Origin of the sequence: Bartonella sp. AP36NXGY (assembly GCF_042195865.1) — a bacterium.
Lineage (GTDB): Bacteria > Pseudomonadota > Alphaproteobacteria > Rhizobiales > Rhizobiaceae > Bartonella.
Map to the genome: position 1 here is coordinate 1 of NZ_JBHIPD010000021.1, position 23,308 is coordinate 23,308.

Here is a 23,308-nt window from a genome sequence, read left to right on the forward strand (position 1 = left end):
ATCTGGGGGCGTGTTTATGGCAATGCAAAAATCAATAAAAAAAGCAAAGTAAGGTTGGTTCCAAAAAATTGTGAGGTGTATGAAAGGGATAATGTTGTCAATATAACTGATAAAACAGAATAAAGAACGGCGTGGGGGGCGTGCCTTCTTTATGGTGTATAAACGCATATAAAATGCATTGCTATAAACATCTCATAAAAGAGAGAGTAACATAAAAAAAGCCGTGTCAAGTGATATGACGCGGCTTTCAAATGTCTATTCTAATGATTAAAATGAATCATCCACAATGGAGTAATGAATGCATATATACAAAACGTATCATATTGCAAGCACTCTATGAGAGATATGAAAACTTATCAAAAGAAACGTAAATGTGCGTATGATCTTTAATAACTCATTTGAATTACAGAGCCTATAAACGCTTGTTATGGCTATTAAACGTATCAAACAAATCAAAATGCTCGGTAGCTTTAACAATCCAATCAAAAGCAAATGCATATTAAGTGAATGTCTTGTAAAAACGTTCTTTTTACATTTGGAAGCGTTGGTTTTTACAAAGCAGCTTTTCATAAGATAAATAAACAAACGCTTTTATAAAGTGTAAGGTTTTTAAGATTTTGCTCTGCTGTGAAATCTAGATCTTCATTTTTCATAAATGAAACGTTCTTAAGAGCAAATGATAACTAAGTTATAACTGTAATAAAAAAAAGTTTTAACGTTTCTTATAAAGATCTCATTTTATGTTTCAAACGTTTAAACGTGCATTTAAAGAGGTTCTCATAAGCGTATTTGTACTTTTCATTAAAACCTAATTTCTTTAAATATTAGCCGGTCCATTTTGGGGATGTTATCTTAGAATAGAGCATTCTTAAATATTACAGCTTTTGACTCAAAATTGAGTAAAAACCCATACCTTATGATGTTACAATGGTTTTGAAGTTTGTTTGCTTGCGTTATATCATTAAAAAGCTTTCTCTTTCATAAAACATAACATTGTGATTTTCATTCTAGAGTCATGATATTATATTTATGCTGATTACCTATCATTTTCTAAACTTTTAGAAAGCGCTTTAAAAGTGATCTTGTCTTTAAATCCTTTTATGCAATCTTTATAAATTAAACCTATAAGCTTATGACAGTTTCAAACGATTATTCGATTGAAGGTTTCGCTCAAAAAAGAGCAAAACTCATACCATTCTTTAAACGTATAATCGATAATTCCAAACGACTAAATTTTTAAACAATGTGATTTGTGCTGTGATAAAAACGTGTCATAAAATTTATAAACTGTTATAAATGATATCTGCTTTTCATTTCATTTGAATGCACACATGCGTTATAATATTTGTATCATGACTTGCTTTTTATGGTCTATTCATACATGGCAATCTTATATAAAAAAGGGTCAAATGGATCATGCATAAAAGTGTGGATTCTTAAGTGGATTCATATAAAATAATTGCATATAACACACTGAATTTATTATATTTTTATGGAATAAGCGTTTCCGGGGTCGAAGTGCTGAAACCGAGTCAGCCCCTTGCTTTTAGTGCTGAAAGCACTTGGACATAACAAGAGCCCTCGGAAATTCCGAGATATCCGCAAAAGCGGTTTTATTTCTAGTTTGAGTTTTTCGGGCTTCCAGACCCTATTTGATTGTCGCGTATACAACCAAAAACACAAGCCTCCTTCATAAGGCAATTACTTTCAATCGTCAATTGAAATTACAACAGTGTTTCTTGTTTGTTGTTTCAAGTTTTCACGTAATTAATGCGTATATTATACATAAAAATATTGCTTGAGATACTTTAGATACTTGTAAAAATTGTAAAGCGAAATTAAAGGGTGATGGCAAGGTAATGGGGTGATTTTCTCCTTTACGATTTTATGTTTTCTCCCCCAAATTAGGTTGCTTCTCCGTTTCAAAGATTACGCAAACAGATAAATATTCTTGTCCCGATATGGTATACATAAGATGATATAACTTGTCGTTTTTATTCATCTTAAATCGAGGTATCTCAAATATGTTGTTCGTAAATAGTATAAATTAAAGTCCATGAAATATAACAATCTTTATGTTTAATATAATAAATTTCATTTACCTGAGTTGGTTAAAAATGTTATTATAATTCTTGCTTTTAAGAAGTTCATAAGAGCCATTTTTATTCAGATGCTTGTGTGGTGCAAGCGAATGGTTTTGATTGCTTCAGTATGAACAGGCTGGAATGAGAGAATCTGATGATATTTTTGGCTTTTGTTACAAGGTGTAAAGCGATATAAATATCTTCATTGTAAATCTCTTTTTTCAGAAATCGTAAATATTGAGATATCATATTGATAGAGACTTGATAACAGTGGGCTTGTAGAGGGAAATTGCATGAGGATTTTTTATTTTTTATGCGTTATTTCTTCATTGTTTTGCAAAGGGCGCGCTTCTGAGGCAAGCATAATGGGAACGCCATCACGAATAGGGTAGGCAAGTTTGGCTTTGAGAGAAATGAGCTCTTGTGTTTTTCGGTTGAAAGAGAGAGTACCTTTCGTCATTGGGCAGACGAGCAATTCGAGCATTTTGGGATCTGTGGTCATTTTTTTCATGTTTGGACATTCATTAGTTTAAGCGGTAATCTGTTCCTGTTTGTTTCATGAGCGAGCGTTCTGTTAATGCAAGAAGAGTTTGGGCACGGCTTTCGATATCTGGAGCTTCAAGGAGAGCTTGTTTTTCTGCTGGTGTAAAGGGGATAAGAGCTGAAAAAGCATTAACCAATATAGGTGTAGGGGCTTCTATGATGCTGCTCCAATTATATTCCATTTCATGTATGGTTAGATATTTTTCTACAACGTCGAGTAAGTTCTCTCGGTTAATGCTTTCTTCAATATCAAATTCTTGCAAGTCTTTTATGTTTGATTGGATGAGAGCTGTTCGATAGGATTTTGTGTTTTTCAATTCTTGTTCTAAAGTGAAGCGGCAAACACCTTGTAAGATAATGAACAGTTGTCCGTTTCCTGTTTCACTGTAGTTTGTAATACGCCCTATACAGCCTGTTTTATAAAGTTGTGTAGAGAAGCGATCTGTATCCGATGAAAGTGGTTGAATAATGCCCAATAGACGATCAGTTACCATAACATTTTCAATCATTTCAAGTGATTCTGGTTCAAAAATATTGAGTGATAAAAAACCACCGGGTAGTAAGAGTGCACCTTCTAAAGGAAAAAGAGCAATTTGCTTTGGAAGATCATTTTCGCAATTGTAAGAGATATTACCAGCTTTCATGAGTATTTTGTCACCTTTGTTCGGTAATTTTAGTCTGTAAATAGTCGCTATTTATGACACTATTGAGAAAGCAGAAAACCTACTTCTTGTGCATTAAAATCATACTTATAAAATATTTGAAGTCCTTATTCTCAAAAAGAATATGAAACCCTATCTTTAAGGTTGAACTGCGCGCGAAAGAATATTGCTTTGCGATCTTTTTAGTGTGTGACGTTTTGCATGATTTTCAAGAGGTATTTTTGTTTATAGCTTTTGATTTTTGTCTTAAATTTCCTAAAATGTGTTGCTTGCAATTTTTGTAAGGTTCAAAAGGATAATATTATAAATCTTTTGAAGCAGCTTATGCAAGTTTTAAAATGAGAACATTTTCATCACTTTACTAATGACAGTGTGATGAAGATAGGCTATAGGTTTAAATATGCTGGAAAGAGCGTTATCGTTTCTTTCATTCTTTTGCGGGAGAGTGCAGATTGCAAATTTTCGCATTGCCGCCGAAGGGGAAATAGCCCATAATCTCTCAGGCTTTAAGGACCGTAAAAGGAAGAAGGCAGATCTGGAAAGTCGGGAGAACCCGCGCCGAAGGTGTAAGCGAAAAATTTTTTCGCGAGTCTCTCAGGTTGATGACAGAGGGGGCAGAGACGACCATATTCTGTGGGCGTTAGCGCAGCTTTGGAGTTATTATGGGCACAGCACAAGAAACATCTTTTTTAAAAACACTTCCTTTATATGATTTGCATGAAAAAGCAGGAGCAAAATTTGGTGCTTTTGCGGGTTGGAACATGCCTTTAACTTATCCTCTTGGCGTTTTAAAAGAGCATCTTCATACGCGTGCACATGCAGGACTTTTTGATATTTCTCATATGAAATTGATTGCGGTTGAAGGGGCACAAGCTGTGGAATTTTTGTCCTATGCTTTTCCCATTGATGCAGCAGCTTTAAAGATTGGGCATTCACGGTATAATTATTTGCTTAATGAGCAGGCTGGTATTCTTGATGATCTTATTATTACCCGTTTGGAAGAGGGTCGTTTTATGTTGGTCGCCAATGCTGGGAATGCACAGGCTGATTTTTTAGAATTGGAAAAGCGTGCGGTTGATTTTGAATGTCAAGTGATTGCCCTTGAAAGGGTATTGCTTGCACTTCAAGGTCCTGAAGCGGCAGCTGTTCTTGCTGATGCGGATTTGCCAGGGAATGAATTGTTCTTTATGCAAGGATTCGAACCACAACAGGATTGGTTTATAACGCGTTCTGGTTATACGGGAGAGGATGGCTTTGAAATTGCTTTGCCTATAGGGCATGCGCATATGTTGGCTGAAAAATTGCTGAGTGATTCTCGTGTTGAGTGGATTGGACTTGCCGCACGCGATAGCTTGCGGTTGGAAGCGGGGCTGTGTTTGCATGGAAATGATATTACCCCTGATACGACACCTATTGATGCGGCTCTAACATGGGCTGTTCCTAAAAGTGTTCGAGAAAAAGCACAATTTTATGGTGCAAAGGCTTTTCTTAAAGCACTGCAAAAAGGACCGGCTCGTTGTCGTGTTGGATTAAAACCGCAAACGCGTCAACCTATTCGTGCCGGTGCGGTGCTTCTTGATGATCAAGGTAATGAGATTGGCATTGTAACATCAGGTGGTTTTGGTCCTTCTTTTGATGGTCCTGTCGCGATGGGTTACGTTCCTGTTGATTTTAAAGTTGAAGGGACACAAGTCTTTACAGAACTGCGAGGCAAAAAGATTGTATTATCAGTTCATTCTCTTCCCTTTGTTGAACAACGTTATTTTAAAGGATGATTTTTTATGTCTAAAACTTATTTTACACATGACCATGAATGGCTTAGCGTTGAAGGGCAAGTGGTGACTGTTGGGGTTACGCATTATGCGCAAGAGCAATTAGGGGATTTGGTTTTTGTTGATTTACCACAAAGTGGAACAAAACTTTCCAAAGGAGAGGCGGCGGCTGTTGTAGAATCAGTGAAGGCGGCTTCAGATGTTTATGCTCCTCTTGATGGTGAAGTGGTCGAAATAAATGAAGCCTTGGCTGATAATCCTGAACTGGTAAACCAGAAACCCGAAACAGAAGGCTGGTTATGGAAAATGACATTGCAGGATGAGACACAACTGGAGGGGTTGTTAGATAAAGATGCTTATAAGGCTTTGATTGGATGAGTACCATGATCGAGCGTTCTTTTTCTTCTCGACATATTGGGCTGCGTCCTGATGAAACACAAAAAATGCTTGATGTTTTAGAGCTTGATTGTGTTGAGACACTTATTTCTCAAGCTGTTCCACACTCTATCCATTTGGGACGTTCACTGAATCTTCCAGAGGCTGCTAGTGAAGGACAAGCCTTGGAAGAACTCTCCAAGATGATGGAGCGTAACCATGTGCACAAAAGTTTTATTGGGCAAGGATATCATGGAACTTATGTGCCTCCGGTTATTTTACGAAATCTGTTTGAAAATCCTGCTTGGTATACTGCTTATACGCCTTATCAAGCAGAAATTAGCCAAGGTCGTTTAGAGCTTTTATTTTATTTTCAGACATTGGTTAGTGAACTAACAGGTTTGCCTGTTTCTGCTGCTTCCCTTCTTGATGAAGCAACTGCTTTAGCTGAAGCCAATGCCCTTGCTGTTCGCTTTTTCCGTGAGAAAAAAACAAAAATTTCTCTTCAGAGTCTTTTACATCCTCAGACTTTGAGTGTTGCGCAAACGCGTGCTGAAACACAAGGGATTCAGATTAGCCAAAATGGCGAAATTGATCCTGATACAGCGGCAATTGTTTTGTCTTGGCCAGATACAAAAGGCTCTTTTCATGATTACAGTGAGATCATAAAAGAGGCAAAGGAAAAGGGAGCTTTAGTTATCGTTGTGGCTGATCCTTTAGCGCTTACCCTTCAGGAGCCACCTGCTCAATGGGGGGCAGATATCGTTGTTGGCACTATGCAGCGTTATGGCGTTCCGATGGGATTTGGTGGTCCACATGCTGGTTACCTTGCCGTGAGTGATGCGTTAACGCGTCTTATTCCAGGGCGTATTGTTGGTCAATCCGTGGATACCAAAGGACGCGTTGGTTTTCGTTTAGCTTTGCAAACACGTGAACAACATATTCGGCGCGATAAAGCGACGTCAAATATTTGTACAGCGCAGGCTTTGTTGGCTAATATGGCAACCGCTTATGCTGTTTGGCATGGGCCAAAAGGCTTACAAGAAATTGCGCAGCGAATTCATCATTTAACATGTCGTTTTGTTGCTGGTTTAGAAGCAGCAGGGATTCATGTTGAAGGGAAAAGCTTTTTTGATTGTGTGAGTATTTCTGTTAAGGGAAAAGCGCGAGAAATTGCGCATCAAGCCAAAATAGGTGGGCGCCTTATTCGTGTTCTCGATGATGACACTATTGCAATCAATTTTGATGAATTATCAACAGAAGAAGATGCTGGTGCTTTAGCGCAGCTTTTGGGGGCACAACTCTTTGATAAGGTTTCTCCACGACTCTTTGGAAAAAAACGGGATGCTGCTTTTCTTTCTCAGCCTTTTTTTCATGCTGTTCATTCAGAGACAGATATGATGCGCTTTTTGCGTCGTTTAGCGGATAAGGATTTGGCGCTGGATCGCGCTATGATCCCTCTTGGTTCTTGTACAATGAAGCTTAATGCAGCTGCTGAATTGATGCCTGTGAGCTGGGCGAGCACGGCCAATATACACCCCTTTGTTTCACAAGAGGATGCAGCGGGTTATTTGGAGATGATCAACCAGTTAAATGCGTGGTTGTGTGAAATTACAGGATTTGCGCAAGTTTCTTTTCAGCCAAATTCTGGTGCTCAAGGTGAATATGCTGGGCTTTTGGCTATCCGACGATATTACCAATCACGAGGAGAACATCAACGTACAGTTTGTCTTATTCCTGCATCTGCGCATGGTACCAATCCAGCTTCGGCTCATATGGCAGGGATGGAAGTCGTTGTGGTAAAATGTTTAAGCGATGGTGATGTTGATGTAGACGATCTCAAGATGAAAGCGCAATTGCATAAAGATAAATTGGCTGCTCTTATGATTACTTATCCTTCAACCCATGGTGTTTACGAGGAAAGCATTAAGGAAATTTGTTCTATTATTCATGAAAATGGCGGACAAGTTTATTTTGATGGTGCTAATCTCAATGCCCTTGTGGGGCTTGCTCGTCCTGCGGATATTGGCGCTGATGTTTGTCATATGAATCTTCATAAAACATTTGCTATTCCTCATGGTGGTGGTGGTCCTGGTATGGGACCAATTGGAGTTGCAGTGCATCTCAAACCATTCTTACCAGGTCATGAACAGGATGGGACAACACATGCGGTTTCTGCTGCTCCTTATGGAAGTGCGTCTATTCTTGCAATTACATGGATGTATATTCGAATGATGGGGGCTGATGGCTTAAAATATGCAACACAAATAGCCATTTTAAATGCCAATTATATTGCTGCACGTCTTTCAGCTGCTTATTCCATTCTTTATCGGGGCAAGCATGGACGTGTTGCTCACGAATGTATTGTGGATACACGCGTGTTGAAAGAGCAGTATGGGGTGAGTGTTGATGATATTGCAAAACGTCTCATTGATTATGGATTCCATGCGCCTACGATGTCGTTCCCTGTTCCGGGAACTTTAATGATTGAGCCAACGGAATCAGAACCAAAAGCAGAGATTGATCGTTTTTGTGATGCTTTACTCTCTATTGCTGAAGAAGCGAAAAAAGTTGGGAATGGGGTTTGGCCAAAAGACAATAATCCATTGGTGAATGCCCCTCATACAGTGGCTGATACTTTAGATGATGCTTGGGTACGACCCTATTCGCGACAAGAAGCTGCTTTTCCCAACAGTTCTCTTGATCCAGCCAATAAATATTGGCCTCCTGTATCGCGTATTGATAATGTTGCGGGAGACAGAATGCTCATTTGTTCGTGTCCACCATTGGGAAATACCTATTAAATAACAAATATATATTTAATTTGTTTATTTGCATGAACGAAAAAAGCCCACACATTTTGTGTGGGTTTTGTACTTGTTGATCATGTTACTATGGAATTATTTGTCTATTTTCTAGAATTTTGCATTGTTTTTTATAACATGAGCAAAATCGAAAAAGTCGACAAAAAGCTGTGTTTTGTCGGCAATAGGCATGCTCTCCTTTGCATTCTACCGTATGACATGGTTTTTGACTAGTCGGCATCGGTTTAGCCAGCTAATTCATGTAAACGAGAGTGAAAACCTATGAGGATAGGGGCACGTCTGTTGCATGTGTTGTGACATACTACTTCTCACTAAGGTGACGACGACGGGTTGTAGAAAGAATAAAATCAAATTTAATGTTTTTGATGATAAAGACACGCGAAACTCTGTTGTTGCATCTTTTCGAGTCAAGAATTGTCTAAATATTTCTCTTTAATCTGCTTTTTGTAAATATGACGAAAAAATATGTAAGAACACCTGTCAGAATGAGCAAACGCAAAGCCAAATGTATTATGTTTTTTTTTTACAAGGGGTCTTATAAAAGCCGGCACATCTTTCCACTTCATTGCAAGTCAGTTTGTGACTTTACGGCGCTGTTTTCCTAAGAGCTCGTGTGCTTTAGCTGTTGCCTGTAAATCAACATCCAAACTTAATGCAGCAACATGTCTTGAGCCAGAGATTGAGAAAAAAAGAGCTTTATGAGTAGTTCCTGCTTTTGTCTGTCAGATGAGGGCGGGGATTGCGTATTTCTGTTGACGTAATCTTTGAAACTGGAAGACAATCTTATTTTGGAAAATGTAAAGCCGTAAGGTGAAAATCAATCCTCAGTTTGTCATCTCCTCTTAATTCAGCTTTATGGCTTTCAAAAGCATTTAAAGCAATGTTTTTTAAATAATGGGGATTACACATTGCTCCATACTTTATATTTATTGTGTTCTTTAGTGGGGGAATGATCCTCATGTAAAACAGAACGCTCCAAAAAGAATATACTTGAGTTGTTAATTCACGTGTTTGTTTTAAAGAGACACTTCGCTCCCAATCCCATTTCGCGACGGCGCTCGTGAATGGTGTAAGGGTAAATCCATTGATTCCCCACTATCTTTACGCTTCATAACGGAGTAAGCTGGGCACTATCATACACTTTGCCAGCGCCTAATGTTATAGCTCTTGGCACTATGGTTCATAAGAGGCATTATTCTTTTCTTAAATCATTTTTATCTACACATAGTTCAGCTTGTGGTATGCAAGCGAATGATTTTAATTGGGAAATTAATTTTAAAAACTTTGTAGTAGATTCTTTTTTGTCAATTTATGGGGAAAGGCTAAGTTTTTGTATTTTAGGTGAAAGCTACTTCCATAAAACAGTCCATCAACTTGTCTGTTTTGAGATTTCTGTGAATGTACGGTGTCTATGACCATTCTGTGTGGTTGATTGTTGTAAAATCTTTTGTAAAAGCCCCTCAATTTTCTAAAATGATGATTTTTATCAATTTATTTTTTTAAAGAGTTTTTATGTGTAAATGTATTTATAGCGGGAGCCAAGAGATGTTAGAATTTCATTGGGAAGGGTATCGGCATCTATAGATACTTTTTCAAGTGTTTGATGGGGACCAATGAGTTCTACCCAGTCACCAGTTTGAGGTTTTTGTTCAAGATCGGTCGTATCTACAATAATGGAATCCATAGAAACCCGCCCAACCATGGGAAGTTTGTGCCCGTTGAAATAAACAGTTCCTTTATTCGAAAGAGTACGGAGCCAGCCGTCTGCGTAGCCTATAGAAATGGTTGCAAGAGTGCTTGGTCTGTTGGTTATAAAGCTTTCTGCATAACCAACAGGTGCTCCTATATCAACAACGCGGCTTTGAATGACTTGGGCTTCAAGTTTTAAAACAGGTTTCAAAGGTGATGGGTGTTTTCCCCGCGGATCAACTCCGTAAAGTGCAATGCCTGGACGAACAAGATCAAAATAAAAATCTGATCCTAGAAAGATACCTCCAGAATTGGCAAAGGAAACTTTGCAAGCAGGCAATTGCGCAAGGATCGTTTTGAAAGAAGTCAATTGGGCATAATTTGATGGGTGGGTATCATCTTCTCCGTTAGAAAGATGACTAAGAATGTATTTTATTTCTGCTTTTTCGAAAATTGTAGGGTGTTTGATGAGTTTTTGTAATTCTTTTTGATCCAGTCCTAATCGGTTCATATGGGTATCGATTTGAACAATTGCTGGAAATTTTTTATCTTTTTTTTGACAAATTTTTTGCCAATTTTCAATGGCATTCCAAGAGTTTAGAACAGGAACAATACCAGATTGTGCGACAAACTCTTCTGCTAAGTGTGGAAGTCCATTCAGAATGGCAATTGTGACATTTGATGGTAAAATGCTTTTTAATTGGAGTGCTTCTCTGATTTGGGCGACAAAAAAAGTGCGACAACCAGCTTGGTAAAGGGCAGGAGCAATTTTGTGAGCTCCTAATCCATAGGCATTTGCTTTTACAACTGCTGAACATTGTGTTGGAGCTACACGTTTGGCTAAAGTAATATAATTGGCAACAATGGCACTGACATCGATGGTTGCTACAGCTGTATAGAGTGATGTATTTATTTCATCATTAACGGATTTGTTCATTTTAAAAGCTTATCTGTGTTCGTGAAATACGGAGTTTTTTTGGTTGTTTCATTGAGGTTCTTTACGATATAGGGGAAAGACACTATTTGCTATGGTCAAAATCATTAAGAAGCCTATGCTGCCATTAAAGTCGTTTTTTATGTAAAATGGTACTCTGGATATAAGAGATACTTTAGTTTTATTTGTGTTGTTATCAACATGGTATCTTCTAATGATTTGTAAAACATAGACTTTTTTACTTATTTTCCCTCGTTTAGGCATATAAAAAAATAAACATAGTTTATTGTATTGTATCATTTTGAAGAGTGCAATGTTAGACTATTATTGCTGGTGTGATTGTTGTGATTAAATATTGCATTGGCTTCTTATTTAGAGAAGGTAAAATGATTAAATTAACCACGTTAAGTCAATGTATTACAAGTTTTTTACCATGAGGGGGAAGATCACTCATCTGTGCAATTTTGGATGTCGTCTCATGCACTTAAAATTATTTTTATTGAATGGAAAACAGTGTGTAAACACTTTTTGATACATTAAAAACTGTTGATTTAGAAAACTCGTTGATTTGGATATTATTTGTTTTCAAGATGGATTGGGTATCCAGTATTTACTTTCTAGTCTTTGATTGGTTTTAAGTGAAATCAATTTTATCGCTTATAGAGCGCGCTAGACTCATTTATTTAATTTTGACATAAAAGTGTTAACCTTGAGGCTTTTGTGTTGAGAAAATTGTTGGCAGATGGTTGTGCAAGTACTATATCACGTCAAGGATTCGAAATTTAACGTTCAATAAAGATATGGGGAAGAGTATGAATACGTCTGCTACCAATGTTCCGTCAAGCATCAGCAGCGTTGCAAATTTTCCGATTCCTGAGAATGTGTTCGCCCTTACTGTCCAAGAGGTTTGTCACTATACAGATCGGTTATTTAAATTCCGTCTGAATCGCCCGGAAAGTTTTCGTTTTCGTTCGGGTGAGTTTGTTATGATCGGTTTGCCAAATGCAGAAAAGCCGATTTATCGCGCTTATTCGATTGCAAGTCCCTTTTGGGATGAACAGCTTGAGTTTTTTTCGATAAAAGTTCCAGGGGGACCTTTAACCGAGCATCTCCAAAAAATTAAAATTGGTGATACAGTTCTCATGCGTAAAAAATCTACAGGAACGCTGGTGCTTGATGCTCTTATTCCTGGAAAACGTCTTTATCTTCTTTCAACTGGGACGGGGATTGCTCCTTTTGCAAGCCTTATTCGTGATCCTGAAACTTATGAAAAATTTGCAGAAGTTGTCCTTATTCAAACAACGCGCGAAAAAAATGAGTTAATTTATGCAAAAGATCTTGTTTCCTCTTTGCAACAAGATCCACTCATTGGAGAGTATGCACAACAGTTGAGATTTTATCCTATGACTACTCGTGAAGCTTCTGAGCATATGGGTCGTATTACAACTGTGATGGAAAGTGGGGACTTTTTTGAAACAACAGGCCTTCCTAAGATTCATCCTGATGAGGATCGGGTGATGATTTGTGGTTCCATGGCTATGTTAAAAGATTGCGCAAGGATGTGTGAAAGCTTTGGTCTTGTTGAAGGGGCCAATAATGCTCCTGCTACTTATGTTGTAGAGCGCGCTTTTGTGGAGTAATGAGTGGGAAAGTTGATGCTTTATCTTCTTTCAAACCGGTACGGTTTTTTTTTCTTTTGCAAGCTTTATTCGTGAGCCTGACATTTATGAAAAATTTTCAGAAGTTGTTCTTATTTAAATAACGCGCGAAAAGAATGAGTCAATTTGTGCAAAAGATCTTGTTTCCTTTTTGCAATAAGATCCACTCATTGTGGGGCATATGCACAACAGCTGAAATTTTATCCTATGACCACTCGTGAGCTTTCTGAGCATATGGGGCGTATTACGACTGTTATGGAGAGTGGTGCTTTTTTGAAACAAGCGGCTTTGAAACAATAGAACTCGCAAAATTCATCCTAATGAAGATCGGGTGATGATTTATGGTTTTATGACGATGTTAAAAGATTGCGCAAGGATGTGTGAAAGCTTTGGTCTTGTTGAAGGGGCTGATATTCTTGCACATTACATTATATTGTAGAAAGAGCTTTTTTCGAGGGAGAGGGAAGTTGTGATGCGGTATATGCTAATGCAGTAATCGAATCCCAATCACTTATTGCAATGAGTTTTTGGGGCGCTATCCAAGAACCTCCAACGCAGAAGACATTGGGCAGTTGGAGCCATTGTGTTGCACTTTTTTGTGTAATACCGCCTGTTGGGCAAAACCGGATATCAGAGAAGGGAGATGCTAAAGCTTCGATGAAGGAAATACCCCCAGTAGCTTCAGCAGGGAAAAATTTAAGATATGAATAGCCTTTGTTTAATGCTTGCATGAGTTCACTTGGGGTCATTGCACCGGGAAGAAGGGGAATTTCACTATTTTTTGCACAATTGATTAGTTCATTGGATAATCCGGGGCTTACAATAAACTTGGCTCCAGCTTGTTCGGCTTTTTCGTAATGTGTTGTGTTGAGAATTGTGCCGGCTCCAACAATTGCTTCAGGGACTTCTTGTGTAATTTTCTGAATTGCTTTGAGGGCATTTGGTGTTCGCAAGGTGATCTCAATTGTTTTTAATCCACCTTTGACAAGAGCGCGTGTTAAGGGTACAGCACTTTGTAGATTGTCAATGAGTAAAACAGGTATAACAGTTTGTCCTTGGAGATATAATAAAAGCTTTTCTCTTTTTTGGCACATGATATTTTTTCTTCTTGGAGATGATATTATTTGTATCGTTTGATTAAGCACAATATGTTAAAGAGTACATGAATAAATCTTGAAATTGAATGAAACGCGCGTTATGGCAAAACACATGGAAAAGAATTTTAAAGTTGCTGCACTTTATTGCTTTGCAGATTTGAAGCATTATCATCAATTACAAAAACCTTTGCAGGATTTATGTCAAGCAAAGGATATCAAAGGCACTCTGCTTTTAGCACAAGAGGGCATTAATGGAACAGTTGCTGGTTCTTGTGATGCGATTGAGGCATTGGTGGATTTTATTACGGCTGAGCCAGCGTTTCAAACGCCGGAGATTAAATATTCATGGGCATCAAAAATGCCTTTTCATCGCATGAAAGTGCGGTTGAAAAAAGAGATTGTGACGATGGGGGTTGAAGGGGTTGATCCGCTAAAAGTTGTTGGTACTTATGTCGATCCTGAAGATTGGAATGCTCTTATTCAAGATGAAGAGACAATTTTAATCGATACACGGAATGACTATGAATATGCGATAGGGAGTTTTCAAGGAGCGATTGATCCGCAGATTAAAACATTTCGCGAATTTCCTGAATGGGTGCGTAAACATGAGGCTGAGTTAAAGAAAAAAAAGAAAATTGCCATGTTTTGTACAGGTGGTATTCGGTGTGAAAAATCAACAGCTTATGTTCGTGATCTTGGTTATGAGCAAGTCTACCATCTAAAAGGAGGTATTCTAAAATATTTAGAAAAAATTCCAAAAGAGAAAAGTTTATGGTGGGGTGAGTGTTTTGTTTTTGATGAGCGTGTTTCTGTTCAACATGGTCTTGAAGAATGTGGACGCGAATTATGTCGCGCGTGTCGTTCTCCTCTTAATGCTGAAAGCAAATTATCGCCTCATTATGAGGAAGGTGTTTCCTGTGATGCTTGTTATAACACGCGTAGTGAAGCCGATAGAGAGCGCTTTCGTGAGCGCCATAGGCAATTTCAATTGTTGAAGTTGCGTGCAATTGATTCTCATCAAGGGACATAAGGATATCGCAGTGTAGGGCTTTAAATTGTAGCGTTTTTCTCTTAAATTTAAGAGAGAAGAGTTTTTTAATATTAGTAGAAAAATATTTTATAAGACCGGATATTATTCGGTCTTTTTGTTTATGTTAAATTATTTGACTTATAAGTAATCATTATAGATTGTTTACTTTCTTTGACTTTATAGGATTGAGTATTTCAAATACTTTTCATTTTAAAATAGAAAAGCCGTTCACCAACAGCGCAGAGGAGGGAGATTATAGTTTAAGAGAAAAGCGTATGAATAAGATGTGATTAAAAAGCAGATGCTAGGTGGAAAAATAAAATGATAATAGGAGTTTATGATTTCAGAATTTAATATAATACATTAATTTATAATGATAATTTATTATTCATTCGAATAAAAGAGTTCAATATTGTGAACTTTGTTGCTTTCAGATTAGATGAGAACGAATCGCGTAAAATTCATTCACTTGTACGTTGCAAATGGGAGCAACGTGTGGACAAAAATCATTTTAGATAAGGTGTTATGAAACATTTCAATGTAGGAGTTTCTGCAATATTGGGAGTTGGCAGATAGAATGGGAGCGTTTGTTTTTAATTTCATAAGTATAAAGAGGGTGAGATGTAGTTGATCTATATCATACAAGCTATATTATACGGGGAATTCTTCATGATATTTTGCTTAAGCGATGCTGTGAAATGAATGTGGAAGTAGGGATGTTTTTTAGGATGTAAATGAGAAAGATAATGGTGTTTTGTTGGGGGAAGGACACGTTATCTTTAAAGATTATGGTGCTTCAGTCGTTACTATCCTCAGTCTTCAATGTTGGTCATCTTTGCATTTGAGAGGATATATAAGAGGTACTCCTTTTTTCAATTGTTTTTTATTTGTGATACGCAAAAGAATGATTTTAATTGATTCATTGTAAGAGGGTTGAAATAAGAGGATTTTATAATGGGATTTTTGTTTAAGGGTACAATAATAAATTATCATTATAAATTAATGTTTTGAGTAATTTATTTGCGTTATTTTCTGCTGCAGATATTAGGAGATAGAATAGGGTAAAGAAACGAGGGGCTTTAAACGCAAGACAGTGATTTATGTTGTACGGATAATGTAAGGGTGTGATCTCATGAAAGCGGATGGATGGCTTTGTCTGGGGGAGAGTGTTGTTTTTTCGCATCATTTTATCTTTAAGAATTAAAAAATGTTTAAAATTAAAAAAATGATTGAAATGAGAAAGAATTCGTTTTATAGGATGCCTTGCCCAAAGTCGCACGTGCCTGTGGGTGTCCGCTGGTTCTCAAATGGTGAGATTAACCGGTACGGTACCTGGAACTAACCGCTCCAGTCATTCTTACAGCCAATTGCAAGAATGAGGACATCTTGAAGCAACGACGGTGCGGGCCTTTCTGGTGTCTTCCAGCTTTTAAATGCTGGGATAACTATAGAGGCACACCTCATTGCCTTCAGTGCGGAAGTGGTTTTCTCAACTCCAATCAAAAAGGCATATAAAATAGAATAACGCGGTTTCGCGCTGTTCTTTCGCAGCATGCAATGCTAATTTCTGGTTTTTTGTAATCAGAATGGGGATGGTTGTTGTGTGTTTTTTGTCCTTTAGCTTTTGGCAGCTTTGGCTGTCTAAGCATAGAGTGGGGGAGCGTTCCCTCAAGGAGAATTGCAGATGGCAACGCAACGTATTCGCGATTTTCTTGCAACACATCGTTCTGAAGGTCCATGCTTAATTGTTGACCTTGATGTTGTTCGTGATAACTATTTAAATTTTGAAAAAGCTCTGCCGCAGTCTCGTATTTTTTACGCAATAAAGGCAAATCCAGCTCCTGAAATCTTGCGTTTGCTAAGTTCTTTAGGATCTTCTTTTGATGCGGCTTCTGTTGCAGAAATTGAAATGGCTTTAAAAGCAGGAGCAACGTCAGAGCGTATTTCTTTTGGAAATACGATTAAAAAAGAGCGTGATATTGCACGAGCATATGCATTGGGAGTTTCACTTTATGCTGTTGATTGTGTTGAAGAAGTGGAAAAAATTGCGCGTGTTGCTCCAGGAGTACGTGTTTTTTGCCGTGTTCTTACCGATGGCAAAGGTGCAGAGTGGCCATTGTCACGCAAATTTGGTTGTGTTCCAGATATGGCGGTTGATGTTCTAAGACGGGCACACCAATTGGGTTTGCAAGCCTATGGTGTTTCTTTTCATGTTGGATCTCAGCAGGTTGATTTGAGTGCGTGGGATCGTGCTTTATCGGATGCTTCTACAGTTTTTAAGCGTTTGGAACAAGAAGGCATTTCACTAAGGTTGGTGAATATGGGGGGCGGTTTTCCAACGCGTTATTTGAAAGATGTCCCTACAGAACAAGCTTATGGTACAGCAGTTTTTGATTCATTGAAAAAGCATTTTGGTAATCGTATCCCTGAGACGATTATTGAGCCAGGACGTGCGATGGTTGGCAATGCTGGTGTTATTCGTACAGAAGTTGTTCTAATATCTAAAAAAGCTGATAACGATAATGTACGATGGGTTTATCTTGATATTGGGAAATTTAATGGTCTTGCTGAGACTATGGATGAAGCCATTCGTTATCCTATTGAGACACCTCATGATGATAAGGTGATGGAGCCTTGTATTTTGGCTGGACCGACATGCGATTCGGCAGATGTTCTCTATGAAAAAACACCTTATCCGCTTCCTCTATCCCTAACGATAGGAGATGAAATATTGATTCATGGAACGGGTGCTTACACAACAACTTACGCATCGGTTGCTTTTAATGGTTTTGAGCCTTTACGATCATATGTGATCTGACATTTCCTTTTAACTATAGTTTTTTAGATTTTTTGCTATGCTCGTCATGGCGCTGTAAGAGGGCGGTTATAGAGATGAACATGATTAATTTTCAAACAAAAGATGGGGCATGTTTTACACTTTTATTGGAGCAAGAAGCCGATAAGCCTTATCGAGAAAATTTGCTTGATTCAATGATGGGGTATGGACGTAAACGTAAATCATCAGAGGTTTTACGTCGTGGTCGTTTGGCTGCTCAAGGGCTCTCTTTTGTGGTTAAAAATGTGCTTGGAGAGCTTGTGGGAAGTGTCCGTCTTTGGCATGTTTCTTTTTCTAAAGAAAAAAATGAAACACAACATGCTTTACTTTTAGGCCCCTTGGCTGTTGCGTCTGAATGTGCTGGTATGGGAATAGGATCAATTTTAGTCCGCCATGCAATTGAAACAGCAAAAAAATTGGGATATGGCGCCATTTTGCTGGTAGGGGATTTTGAATTTTATCAACGTTTTGGCTTTTCAAATAGTTTAACAGAAAATTTGGCAATGCCTGGTCCTTACGAAAAACATCGCTTTCAAGCGTTGGAACTGATACCACATTATCTTTCTGGGTGTTATGGCACTTTGGTTCCTAGTGGAGAACGAGAAGTTTCAAATCGTTTTCAGCATCATAAAGTCGCTTGAAGATAGTGTTTATTTCGTTTTTCAGCAGCTGCCATTGAGAAGAGCATACCGTTTTGACAGTGCCAAGGTATTTAGCGGTACAAAGTTTTGGGGAGTTGTATTGCGATTTTATTATATGGCTTTTTCTTTATGGGGCTGGTTTCTTATTTTTGATAATTTCAGTTAAGTGAGTAAGAATATATTTTAAGCTCATTTTTTGAAATAGTGTCTTATTTTATAATACTGAAGGAACCGGATTTTTGAGTTGTCTTGTGTTCTTTTAAAGTCGCTATCATCATACAGTTTTCCAGTTTTCAATATCGTTGATAAATCTTGCATCAAAACGGTTGGATGTTTTACTTTTTTCTTAAACAGTTTTTATTTCTTTGCTTTTTATGTGCAAGGGAATGGTTTTGATTGATTCAATAGAGAGATATTTTGAGAAATTTTATACAATTTTAGCGCTTGTTGAAAGAGAAGGGGCTTAAGAAAGAAAAATATGCAGCAGTAGAATCAAAATTGTAGGTATCAGCTTTTTTTAAAGAGTGTAAAAAAATAAAATTACATGTTTAAAAGCAGCTTTTTTGAAAAAAATATATCATTACTTTTTTGCTATAAAGGTAAATCGTTTTGCAATTGGCATGAGAGTATCAAATACAAAATGATTTTCTCATGTAAAATTTTGCATTCAGAATCAAAAAAAACGTTATCCTACACATTATAAGAGAAATATGTGCGTGAATAAAAATCATAAGAATCATAAATCTTTTATGAATATTCTTGTAAGAATCAAAAGAGTGAAGGGCAAAGAATCTTTTAATCTTTTGTGCCCTATGGTGATAAATCAAAAATCTTATAGAAATGGCTGCTTTATCTTTATGGTGTGGAGCACTTTAGATAAGCTCTTTGTTTACCGATCATCTAGAACAATTTTTGTATGCGAGAAGTTGTTTTTAAGTGCGGAAAGAGCCCGCATTAAAAGAATTTTTATCAGAAGAATCATTTAGAATCATATGCTTATTTATACTGTCTCTTGAGACAAGATAAAGTGCATAGGAAACGAGGAAAGTGATAAGGATAAAAAATATTTCTCAATTTTAATTAAGCTTAGTGATTTGGTGGTGAATCCATGAGAGGTGGTATTTTTTTGAGAAATATGGTCATAAATGTCAAAACACCAAAGATGATGGTTATGATAAAGAAAATATCACTAATAGCCATAATGGTTGCTTGTATGCGTACCATACCAAACAATTGAGAAAGAGCCAGAGTATAGGAATCAAAGGTTTCTGTTTTGAATAATACAGTAAGATTTGAAAGCATTTCAGTTGCTTGTCTGTTTGCGTAGTTAAGAGTTTCGGCTATTCGTTCATGATGGAAGTCTGTGCGTTTTGTTATGAGAGTGTTGATAATGGCAAGCCCTACAGCCCCACCTAGATTCCGGGTGAGATTAAAGAGTCCAGAAGCATTTTGCATCCGTTCTGGTGGGAGTGTTCCCAAGGCAATATTATTAATAGGAACCATACATAACATTACAGAAGCACCACGGAAAACTTGCGGCCAAAAAAGCTGCCAAAAATCCCAGTTATCTGTGATAGAGCTCGCCATCCAAATACCTATTGCAAAACCAAAAAGTCCTATTGCCATCATTAAACGTGCATCCATTCGTGCTGAAAGAAATCCAGCAAGCGGGGCAGTTAATAACATGACGAATCCTGAAAGAAACAATGTTTCTCCAATCATGAGAGCATCAAAGTGGCGGATTTGGCTTAAATAGACAGGATAAAGGTACGTGAGTCCATAAAGGCCTATTCCCAATGAAAAGGAAAAAATGGATGCAGCTGAAAAATTAAAATTAGAAAAAGTAGAGAGATCTACAATGGGTTCTTTTACTGTAAAAGCACGCCAGAAGAATAAGGCTGCAGCAAGAATCATGGTAATGAACAAATCCCGAATCAGCGTATCACTCAGCCAATCATGACGTGCTCCTTCTTCTAGAATATACTCTAAAGTTCCCAAGAAAGTAGCCATAGAAATGAATCCTAACCAATCAAACTTCTTCATTAAAGAGGGATCAGCTTTATCAAAATCAATTAATTTCCAAGCGAGAATTGAGATGATAATCCCGCAGGGTACATTGATGAGAAAGAGCCAATGCCATGATGAGAGATGACAAATATAGCCTCCCACGGTTGGACCAATGGTGGGGGCCAATGTTGCTACTAGTCCAACAATAGGGGTAACAATTGGGCGTTTGGAAGGAGGAAAAAGAACATAAGAGGCGACAAAAACGCTTGGGATAATTCCTCCACCAATAAAACCTTGTAGTGCGCGATACAAAATCATCTCTCCAATAGATGTTGCTGTTGCACAAAGAACAGAAGTAATCGTAAACCCGATCGCTGATATGGTGAAGAAAACACGTGTTGAAAGCAATCTTCCTAAAAATCCAGAAAGCGGCAACATGATGACTTCAGCGATGAGATAGGAAGTTTGAACCCATGAAATTTCTTCAGAGCTTGCTGTAAGACCCGCTTGAATTTCAGCTAAAGAAGAGGAAACGATTTGGATATCTAAGATTGCCATAAACATGCCAAAAGACATAGCTATAAAAACTACAATTTTGCGCATTCCTATGCGTTCTTGAGACTGTATGAGCTCTGGTATGGAAGATGTCATAGTAAGATCTTCTACTTTTTTATAAGAGACTTTTATCTTGTGGCTTTGTACGTGTATCAATTTTCACCGAAACACTCATTCCTGCTCGGATATGTCCGGTTTTTAAGACTTCTTCTGGAATAGAAATACGTACGGGAATGCGCTGGACAATCTTTGTAAAGTTACCGGTAGCATTTTGTGGAGGCAGAAGAGAAAAAACAGCGCCTGTTGCGGGCGAAATAGAAAGCACTGTTCCTGTAAAAACATCATTTTCGAAGGCATCAACAGAAATATAAGCTTTTTGTCCGGTATGAATGTCTTGTAGCTGTGTTTCTTTATAGTTTGCTTCAATATAAAGTGCATGTATGGGGACTAACGCCGCAAGACGTTGGCCATTTACAACAAAATCTCCCGTTTTTGCTGTTAAATTTCCTATAACTCCATCAAATGGCGCTCGTATAATGGTCGAATCAAGATCACGTTGTGCTTTTTTACGCGAGAGCTCTAAACTCTTTGTTTCGCTTTCTGTTTCACTTCGTTGCGCTTCTAGCACTCGGATATTTGCACGTGCTGAAGCCATTTTTGCATCCGCTCTGTTAACATTCGCAATGGCTTGTTCATAAGCGGATTTGGCATCATCAACATTGGATTGAGGAGCATAACGATTGGCTTTCAGTTCTGTTACACGTTTTAAGGTGAGTTGTGCATTGGTTGCTATGGCTGAAGCGGCTGCTTTTTGTGCTTTTGCATCATCTAAAGAACTACGAGCGGCTGTGATTTGCGCATCAATGCGTAGAAGTGTTTTTTTCTGTGTGTCAAGATGCGCTTCTGTTTGATCCAAGGCTATTTGATAATCACCATTGTCTAAGTAAAATAAAACATCGTCCTTTTTTACAACTTGGTTGGCTTTAATGGCAATTTTTTCAATATATCCATTTAATTTAGTCGCAATAGCGGCTATATCTCCTTGTACATAGGCATCTTCAGTGGACAGCATATAACGCCATTGCGTCGTCCACTTATAGCTAAACCAAAGTACAAAAAGCGCAAAGACGATAAGAAGAGCCTTGATTACTTTTTTTCGTTTCGTTTTATCGAGATTTTTTGTTGAAAAAATGGTCTCAGATACGGACATGATTTTATACTTTCAATATTTATGTTCTAACGAGTACAATAAGCCTCTCACTCTAGGGTAGGGTGATATATGCACGGACGATAAGAGCTTTTCCAACAATAAGGCGATCCCTGCTACATAATGCTAAATATATAAACTTGCAAGTTAGAGATCTTATTGTCAAGTTAGATGTCTTATTTTATTGCGCATTTTTTACAAAGACCTCGTACTTCTAGGGCGCTTTTGTGTGCTTGGAAGTCAACCGCTTGAACCATCTGTTTTAAACTTGATACAATCATTTGATTTTGTATTTCGTGGACTGTGCCACAGTTTAGGCATCTTCAGTGGACAGCATACAACACCATTGCGTCGTCCACTTATAGCTAAACCAAAGTACAAAAAGCGCAAAGACGATAAGAAGGGCCTTGATTACTTTTTTTTGTTTCATTTTATCGAGATTTTTTGTTGAAAAAATGGTCTCAGATACGGACATGATTTTATACTTTCAATATTTATGTTCTAACGAGTACAATAAGCCTCTCACTCTAGGGTAGGGTGATATATGCACGGACGATAAGAGCTTTTCCAACAATAAGGCGATCCCTGCTACATAATGCTAAATATATAAACTTGCAAGTTAGAGATCTTATTGTCAAGTTAGATGTCTTATTTTATTGCGCATTTTTTACAAAGACCTCGTACTTCTAGGGTGCTTTTGTGTGCTTGGAAGTCAACCGCTTGAACCATCTGTTTTAAACTTGATACAATCGTTTGATCTTGTATTTCGTTGACTGTGCCACAGTTTTCGCAAATTATAAACGTTGTAAGTTCATGTTGACAGTTTTCAGGGTGTAAACAGACCATAAAGGCATTTACACTTTCAAGACGATGAATACACTTTAACTGTACGAGTTTTTCTAACGCACGATAAACTTGGAGAGGTGCGCGAAAACCTTCTTCGCGTAAGTGATTGAGAATCGCATAAGCACTTAAAGGCCCTTTTGCATTTTTTAAAGTATTTAAAACCAATGTTTGGTTACGCGTCAGTTTAGATGACATTGACATCTTCCTTTTGCTCCCATGGAAAAGCATAAAGCGTGTAAGATATTTATGCAATGGTGATTATATAATATGTACTCTATCTTTAGCCTTTTACATGACATCCTTGCGATATGTAAGAAAAGTTACAATCGTTGTGAGGGGAGGGTATTATAATCTGAAAGCCGCCGCTATCAGGCATGAAAGTTTTATACGCTTCTTATTTTTCCAATAATGTCTTGAAATAGGATTTTTTGTTCAATATTTTATTGGTAAAGTTTGGGTTATTTTATTTAAAAAAAAATAAAAAATGATATTGACTCTTTGCTTGAAAGAGTACTATATACGACGAGTAACGAGAGCGGTTTCTGCT

14 protein-coding genes, 3 pseudogenes and 1 riboswitch are annotated in these 23,308 nt (G+C 37.7%); of the genes and pseudogenes, 8 read left to right on the forward strand and 9 right to left on the reverse strand.

Going from position 1 to position 23,308, the window contains the following annotated elements; all coding sequences use genetic code 11:
- Positions 1-2,388: 2,388 nt before the first annotated feature.
- Both ACFINX_RS07875 and ACFINX_RS07880 read right to left on the reverse strand, forming a co-directional pair.
- Positions 2,389-2,595, reverse strand: coding sequence for a Trm112 family protein (locus ACFINX_RS07875; RefSeq protein ID WP_273791466.1), 207 nt, complete (start codon positions 2,593-2,595; stop codon positions 2,389-2,391).
- Between the two features lie 13 nt (positions 2,596-2,608).
- Positions 2,609-3,271, reverse strand: coding sequence for an LON peptidase substrate-binding domain-containing protein (locus ACFINX_RS07880; protein ID WP_375610818.1), 663 nt, complete (start codon positions 3,269-3,271; stop codon positions 2,609-2,611).
- Between the two features lie 446 nt (positions 3,272-3,717).
- A riboswitch (glycine riboswitch) is annotated at positions 3,718-3,815 on the forward strand.
- Between the two features lie 136 nt (positions 3,816-3,951).
- Between ACFINX_RS07880 and gcvT the strand changes: the two genes are divergently transcribed.
- The 3 genes from gcvT to gcvP are packed head-to-tail and all read left to right on the forward strand — an operon-like array spanning position 3,952 to position 8,240.
- On the forward strand, positions 3,952-5,064 hold the full coding sequence (gene gcvT, locus ACFINX_RS07885; protein WP_375612293.1) for a glycine cleavage system aminomethyltransferase GcvT: 1,113 nt from the start codon (positions 3,952-3,954) through the stop codon (positions 5,062-5,064).
- Between the two features lie 6 nt (positions 5,065-5,070).
- Positions 5,071-5,439 carry a glycine cleavage system protein GcvH gene (gcvH, locus tag ACFINX_RS07890; protein ID WP_375612294.1) on the forward strand — a complete coding sequence of 123 codons (369 nt, stop codon included), beginning with the start codon at positions 5,071-5,073 and terminating at the stop codon, positions 5,437-5,439.
- A gap of 5 nt (positions 5,440-5,444) precedes the next feature.
- Positions 5,445-8,240 carry an aminomethyl-transferring glycine dehydrogenase gene (gene gcvP / locus ACFINX_RS07895; RefSeq protein WP_375638782.1) on the forward strand — a complete coding sequence of 932 codons (2,796 nt, stop codon included), beginning with the start codon at positions 5,445-5,447 and terminating at the stop codon, positions 8,238-8,240.
- 1,531 nt (positions 8,241-9,771) lie between these two features.
- Here the strand turns inward: gcvP and alr are convergent.
- Complete coding sequence (gene alr / locus ACFINX_RS07900; protein ID WP_375612295.1) at positions 9,772-10,887, reverse strand: alanine racemase; 1,116 nt, start codon at positions 10,885-10,887, stop codon at positions 9,772-9,774.
- An 809-nt stretch (positions 10,888-11,696) separates the two neighbouring features.
- Between alr and ACFINX_RS07905 the strand changes: the two genes are divergently transcribed.
- Together ACFINX_RS07905 and ACFINX_RS07910 are read left to right on the forward strand one after the other, a co-directional pair.
- Complete coding sequence (locus ACFINX_RS07905) at positions 11,697-12,524, forward strand: ferredoxin--NADP reductase (protein ID WP_375612296.1); 828 nt, start codon at positions 11,697-11,699, stop codon at positions 12,522-12,524.
- A 34-nt stretch (positions 12,525-12,558) separates the two neighbouring features.
- A pseudogene (locus ACFINX_RS07910) lies at positions 12,559-12,992 on the forward strand (ferredoxin--NADP reductase); the annotation flags it as partial.
- On the opposite strand, the gene eda reads toward ACFINX_RS07910, so the two are convergent.
- Positions 12,971-13,636, reverse strand: a complete 666-nt coding sequence (gene eda, locus ACFINX_RS07915) for a bifunctional 4-hydroxy-2-oxoglutarate aldolase/2-dehydro-3-deoxy-phosphogluconate aldolase (protein WP_375638779.1) — start codon at positions 13,634-13,636, stop codon at positions 12,971-12,973. The pseudogene ACFINX_RS07910 and the gene eda sit on opposite strands and share 22 nt — an antisense overlap.
- 115 nt (positions 13,637-13,751) lie before the next feature.
- Here eda and ACFINX_RS07920 point away from each other — a divergent pair, with 115 nt between their 5' ends.
- The 3 genes from ACFINX_RS07920 to ACFINX_RS07930 all read left to right on the forward strand — a co-directional run bounded on the left by ACFINX_RS07920 (position 13,752) and on the right by ACFINX_RS07930 (position 18,146).
- A complete protein-coding gene (locus tag ACFINX_RS07920) occupies positions 13,752-14,669 on the forward strand; it encodes a rhodanese-related sulfurtransferase (RefSeq protein ID WP_375613636.1) in 918 nt (305 codons plus the stop codon).
- Between the two features lie 1,684 nt (positions 14,670-16,353).
- A complete protein-coding gene (locus ACFINX_RS07925; protein WP_375613635.1) occupies positions 16,354-17,487 on the forward strand; it encodes a type III PLP-dependent enzyme in 1,134 nt (377 codons plus the stop codon).
- Between the two features lie 74 nt (positions 17,488-17,561).
- Positions 17,562-18,146 (forward strand): GNAT family N-acetyltransferase, encoded by a 585-nt coding sequence (locus ACFINX_RS07930; RefSeq protein ID WP_273791458.1) that lies wholly within the window; start codon positions 17,562-17,564, stop codon positions 18,144-18,146.
- Between the two features lie 1,086 nt (positions 18,147-19,232).
- Here ACFINX_RS07930 and ACFINX_RS07935 read toward each other — a convergent pair.
- From ACFINX_RS07935 to ACFINX_RS07955, 5 genes and pseudogenes are all read right to left on the reverse strand, one after another.
- A complete protein-coding gene (locus ACFINX_RS07935; RefSeq protein ID WP_375613634.1) occupies positions 19,233-20,804 on the reverse strand; it encodes a DHA2 family efflux MFS transporter permease subunit in 1,572 nt (523 codons plus the stop codon).
- A gap of 19 nt (positions 20,805-20,823) precedes the next feature.
- Positions 20,824-21,918 carry an HlyD family secretion protein gene (locus ACFINX_RS07940; RefSeq protein ID WP_375613633.1) on the reverse strand — a complete coding sequence of 365 codons (1,095 nt, stop codon included), beginning with the start codon at positions 21,916-21,918 and terminating at the stop codon, positions 20,824-20,826.
- A 173-nt stretch (positions 21,919-22,091) separates the two neighbouring features.
- Positions 22,092-22,235 (reverse strand): annotated as a pseudogene (locus ACFINX_RS07945) (transcriptional repressor); the annotation flags it as partial.
- Positions 22,232-22,390, reverse strand: a pseudogene (locus ACFINX_RS07950) (HlyD family secretion protein); the annotation flags it as partial. The pseudogenes ACFINX_RS07950 and ACFINX_RS07945, both read right to left, overlap by 4 nt.
- A 173-nt stretch (positions 22,391-22,563) precedes the next feature.
- Positions 22,564-22,956, reverse strand: coding sequence for a Fur family transcriptional regulator (locus ACFINX_RS07955; RefSeq protein WP_375629863.1), 393 nt, complete (start codon positions 22,954-22,956; stop codon positions 22,564-22,566).
- Between the last annotated feature and the right edge of the window lie 352 nt (positions 22,957-23,308).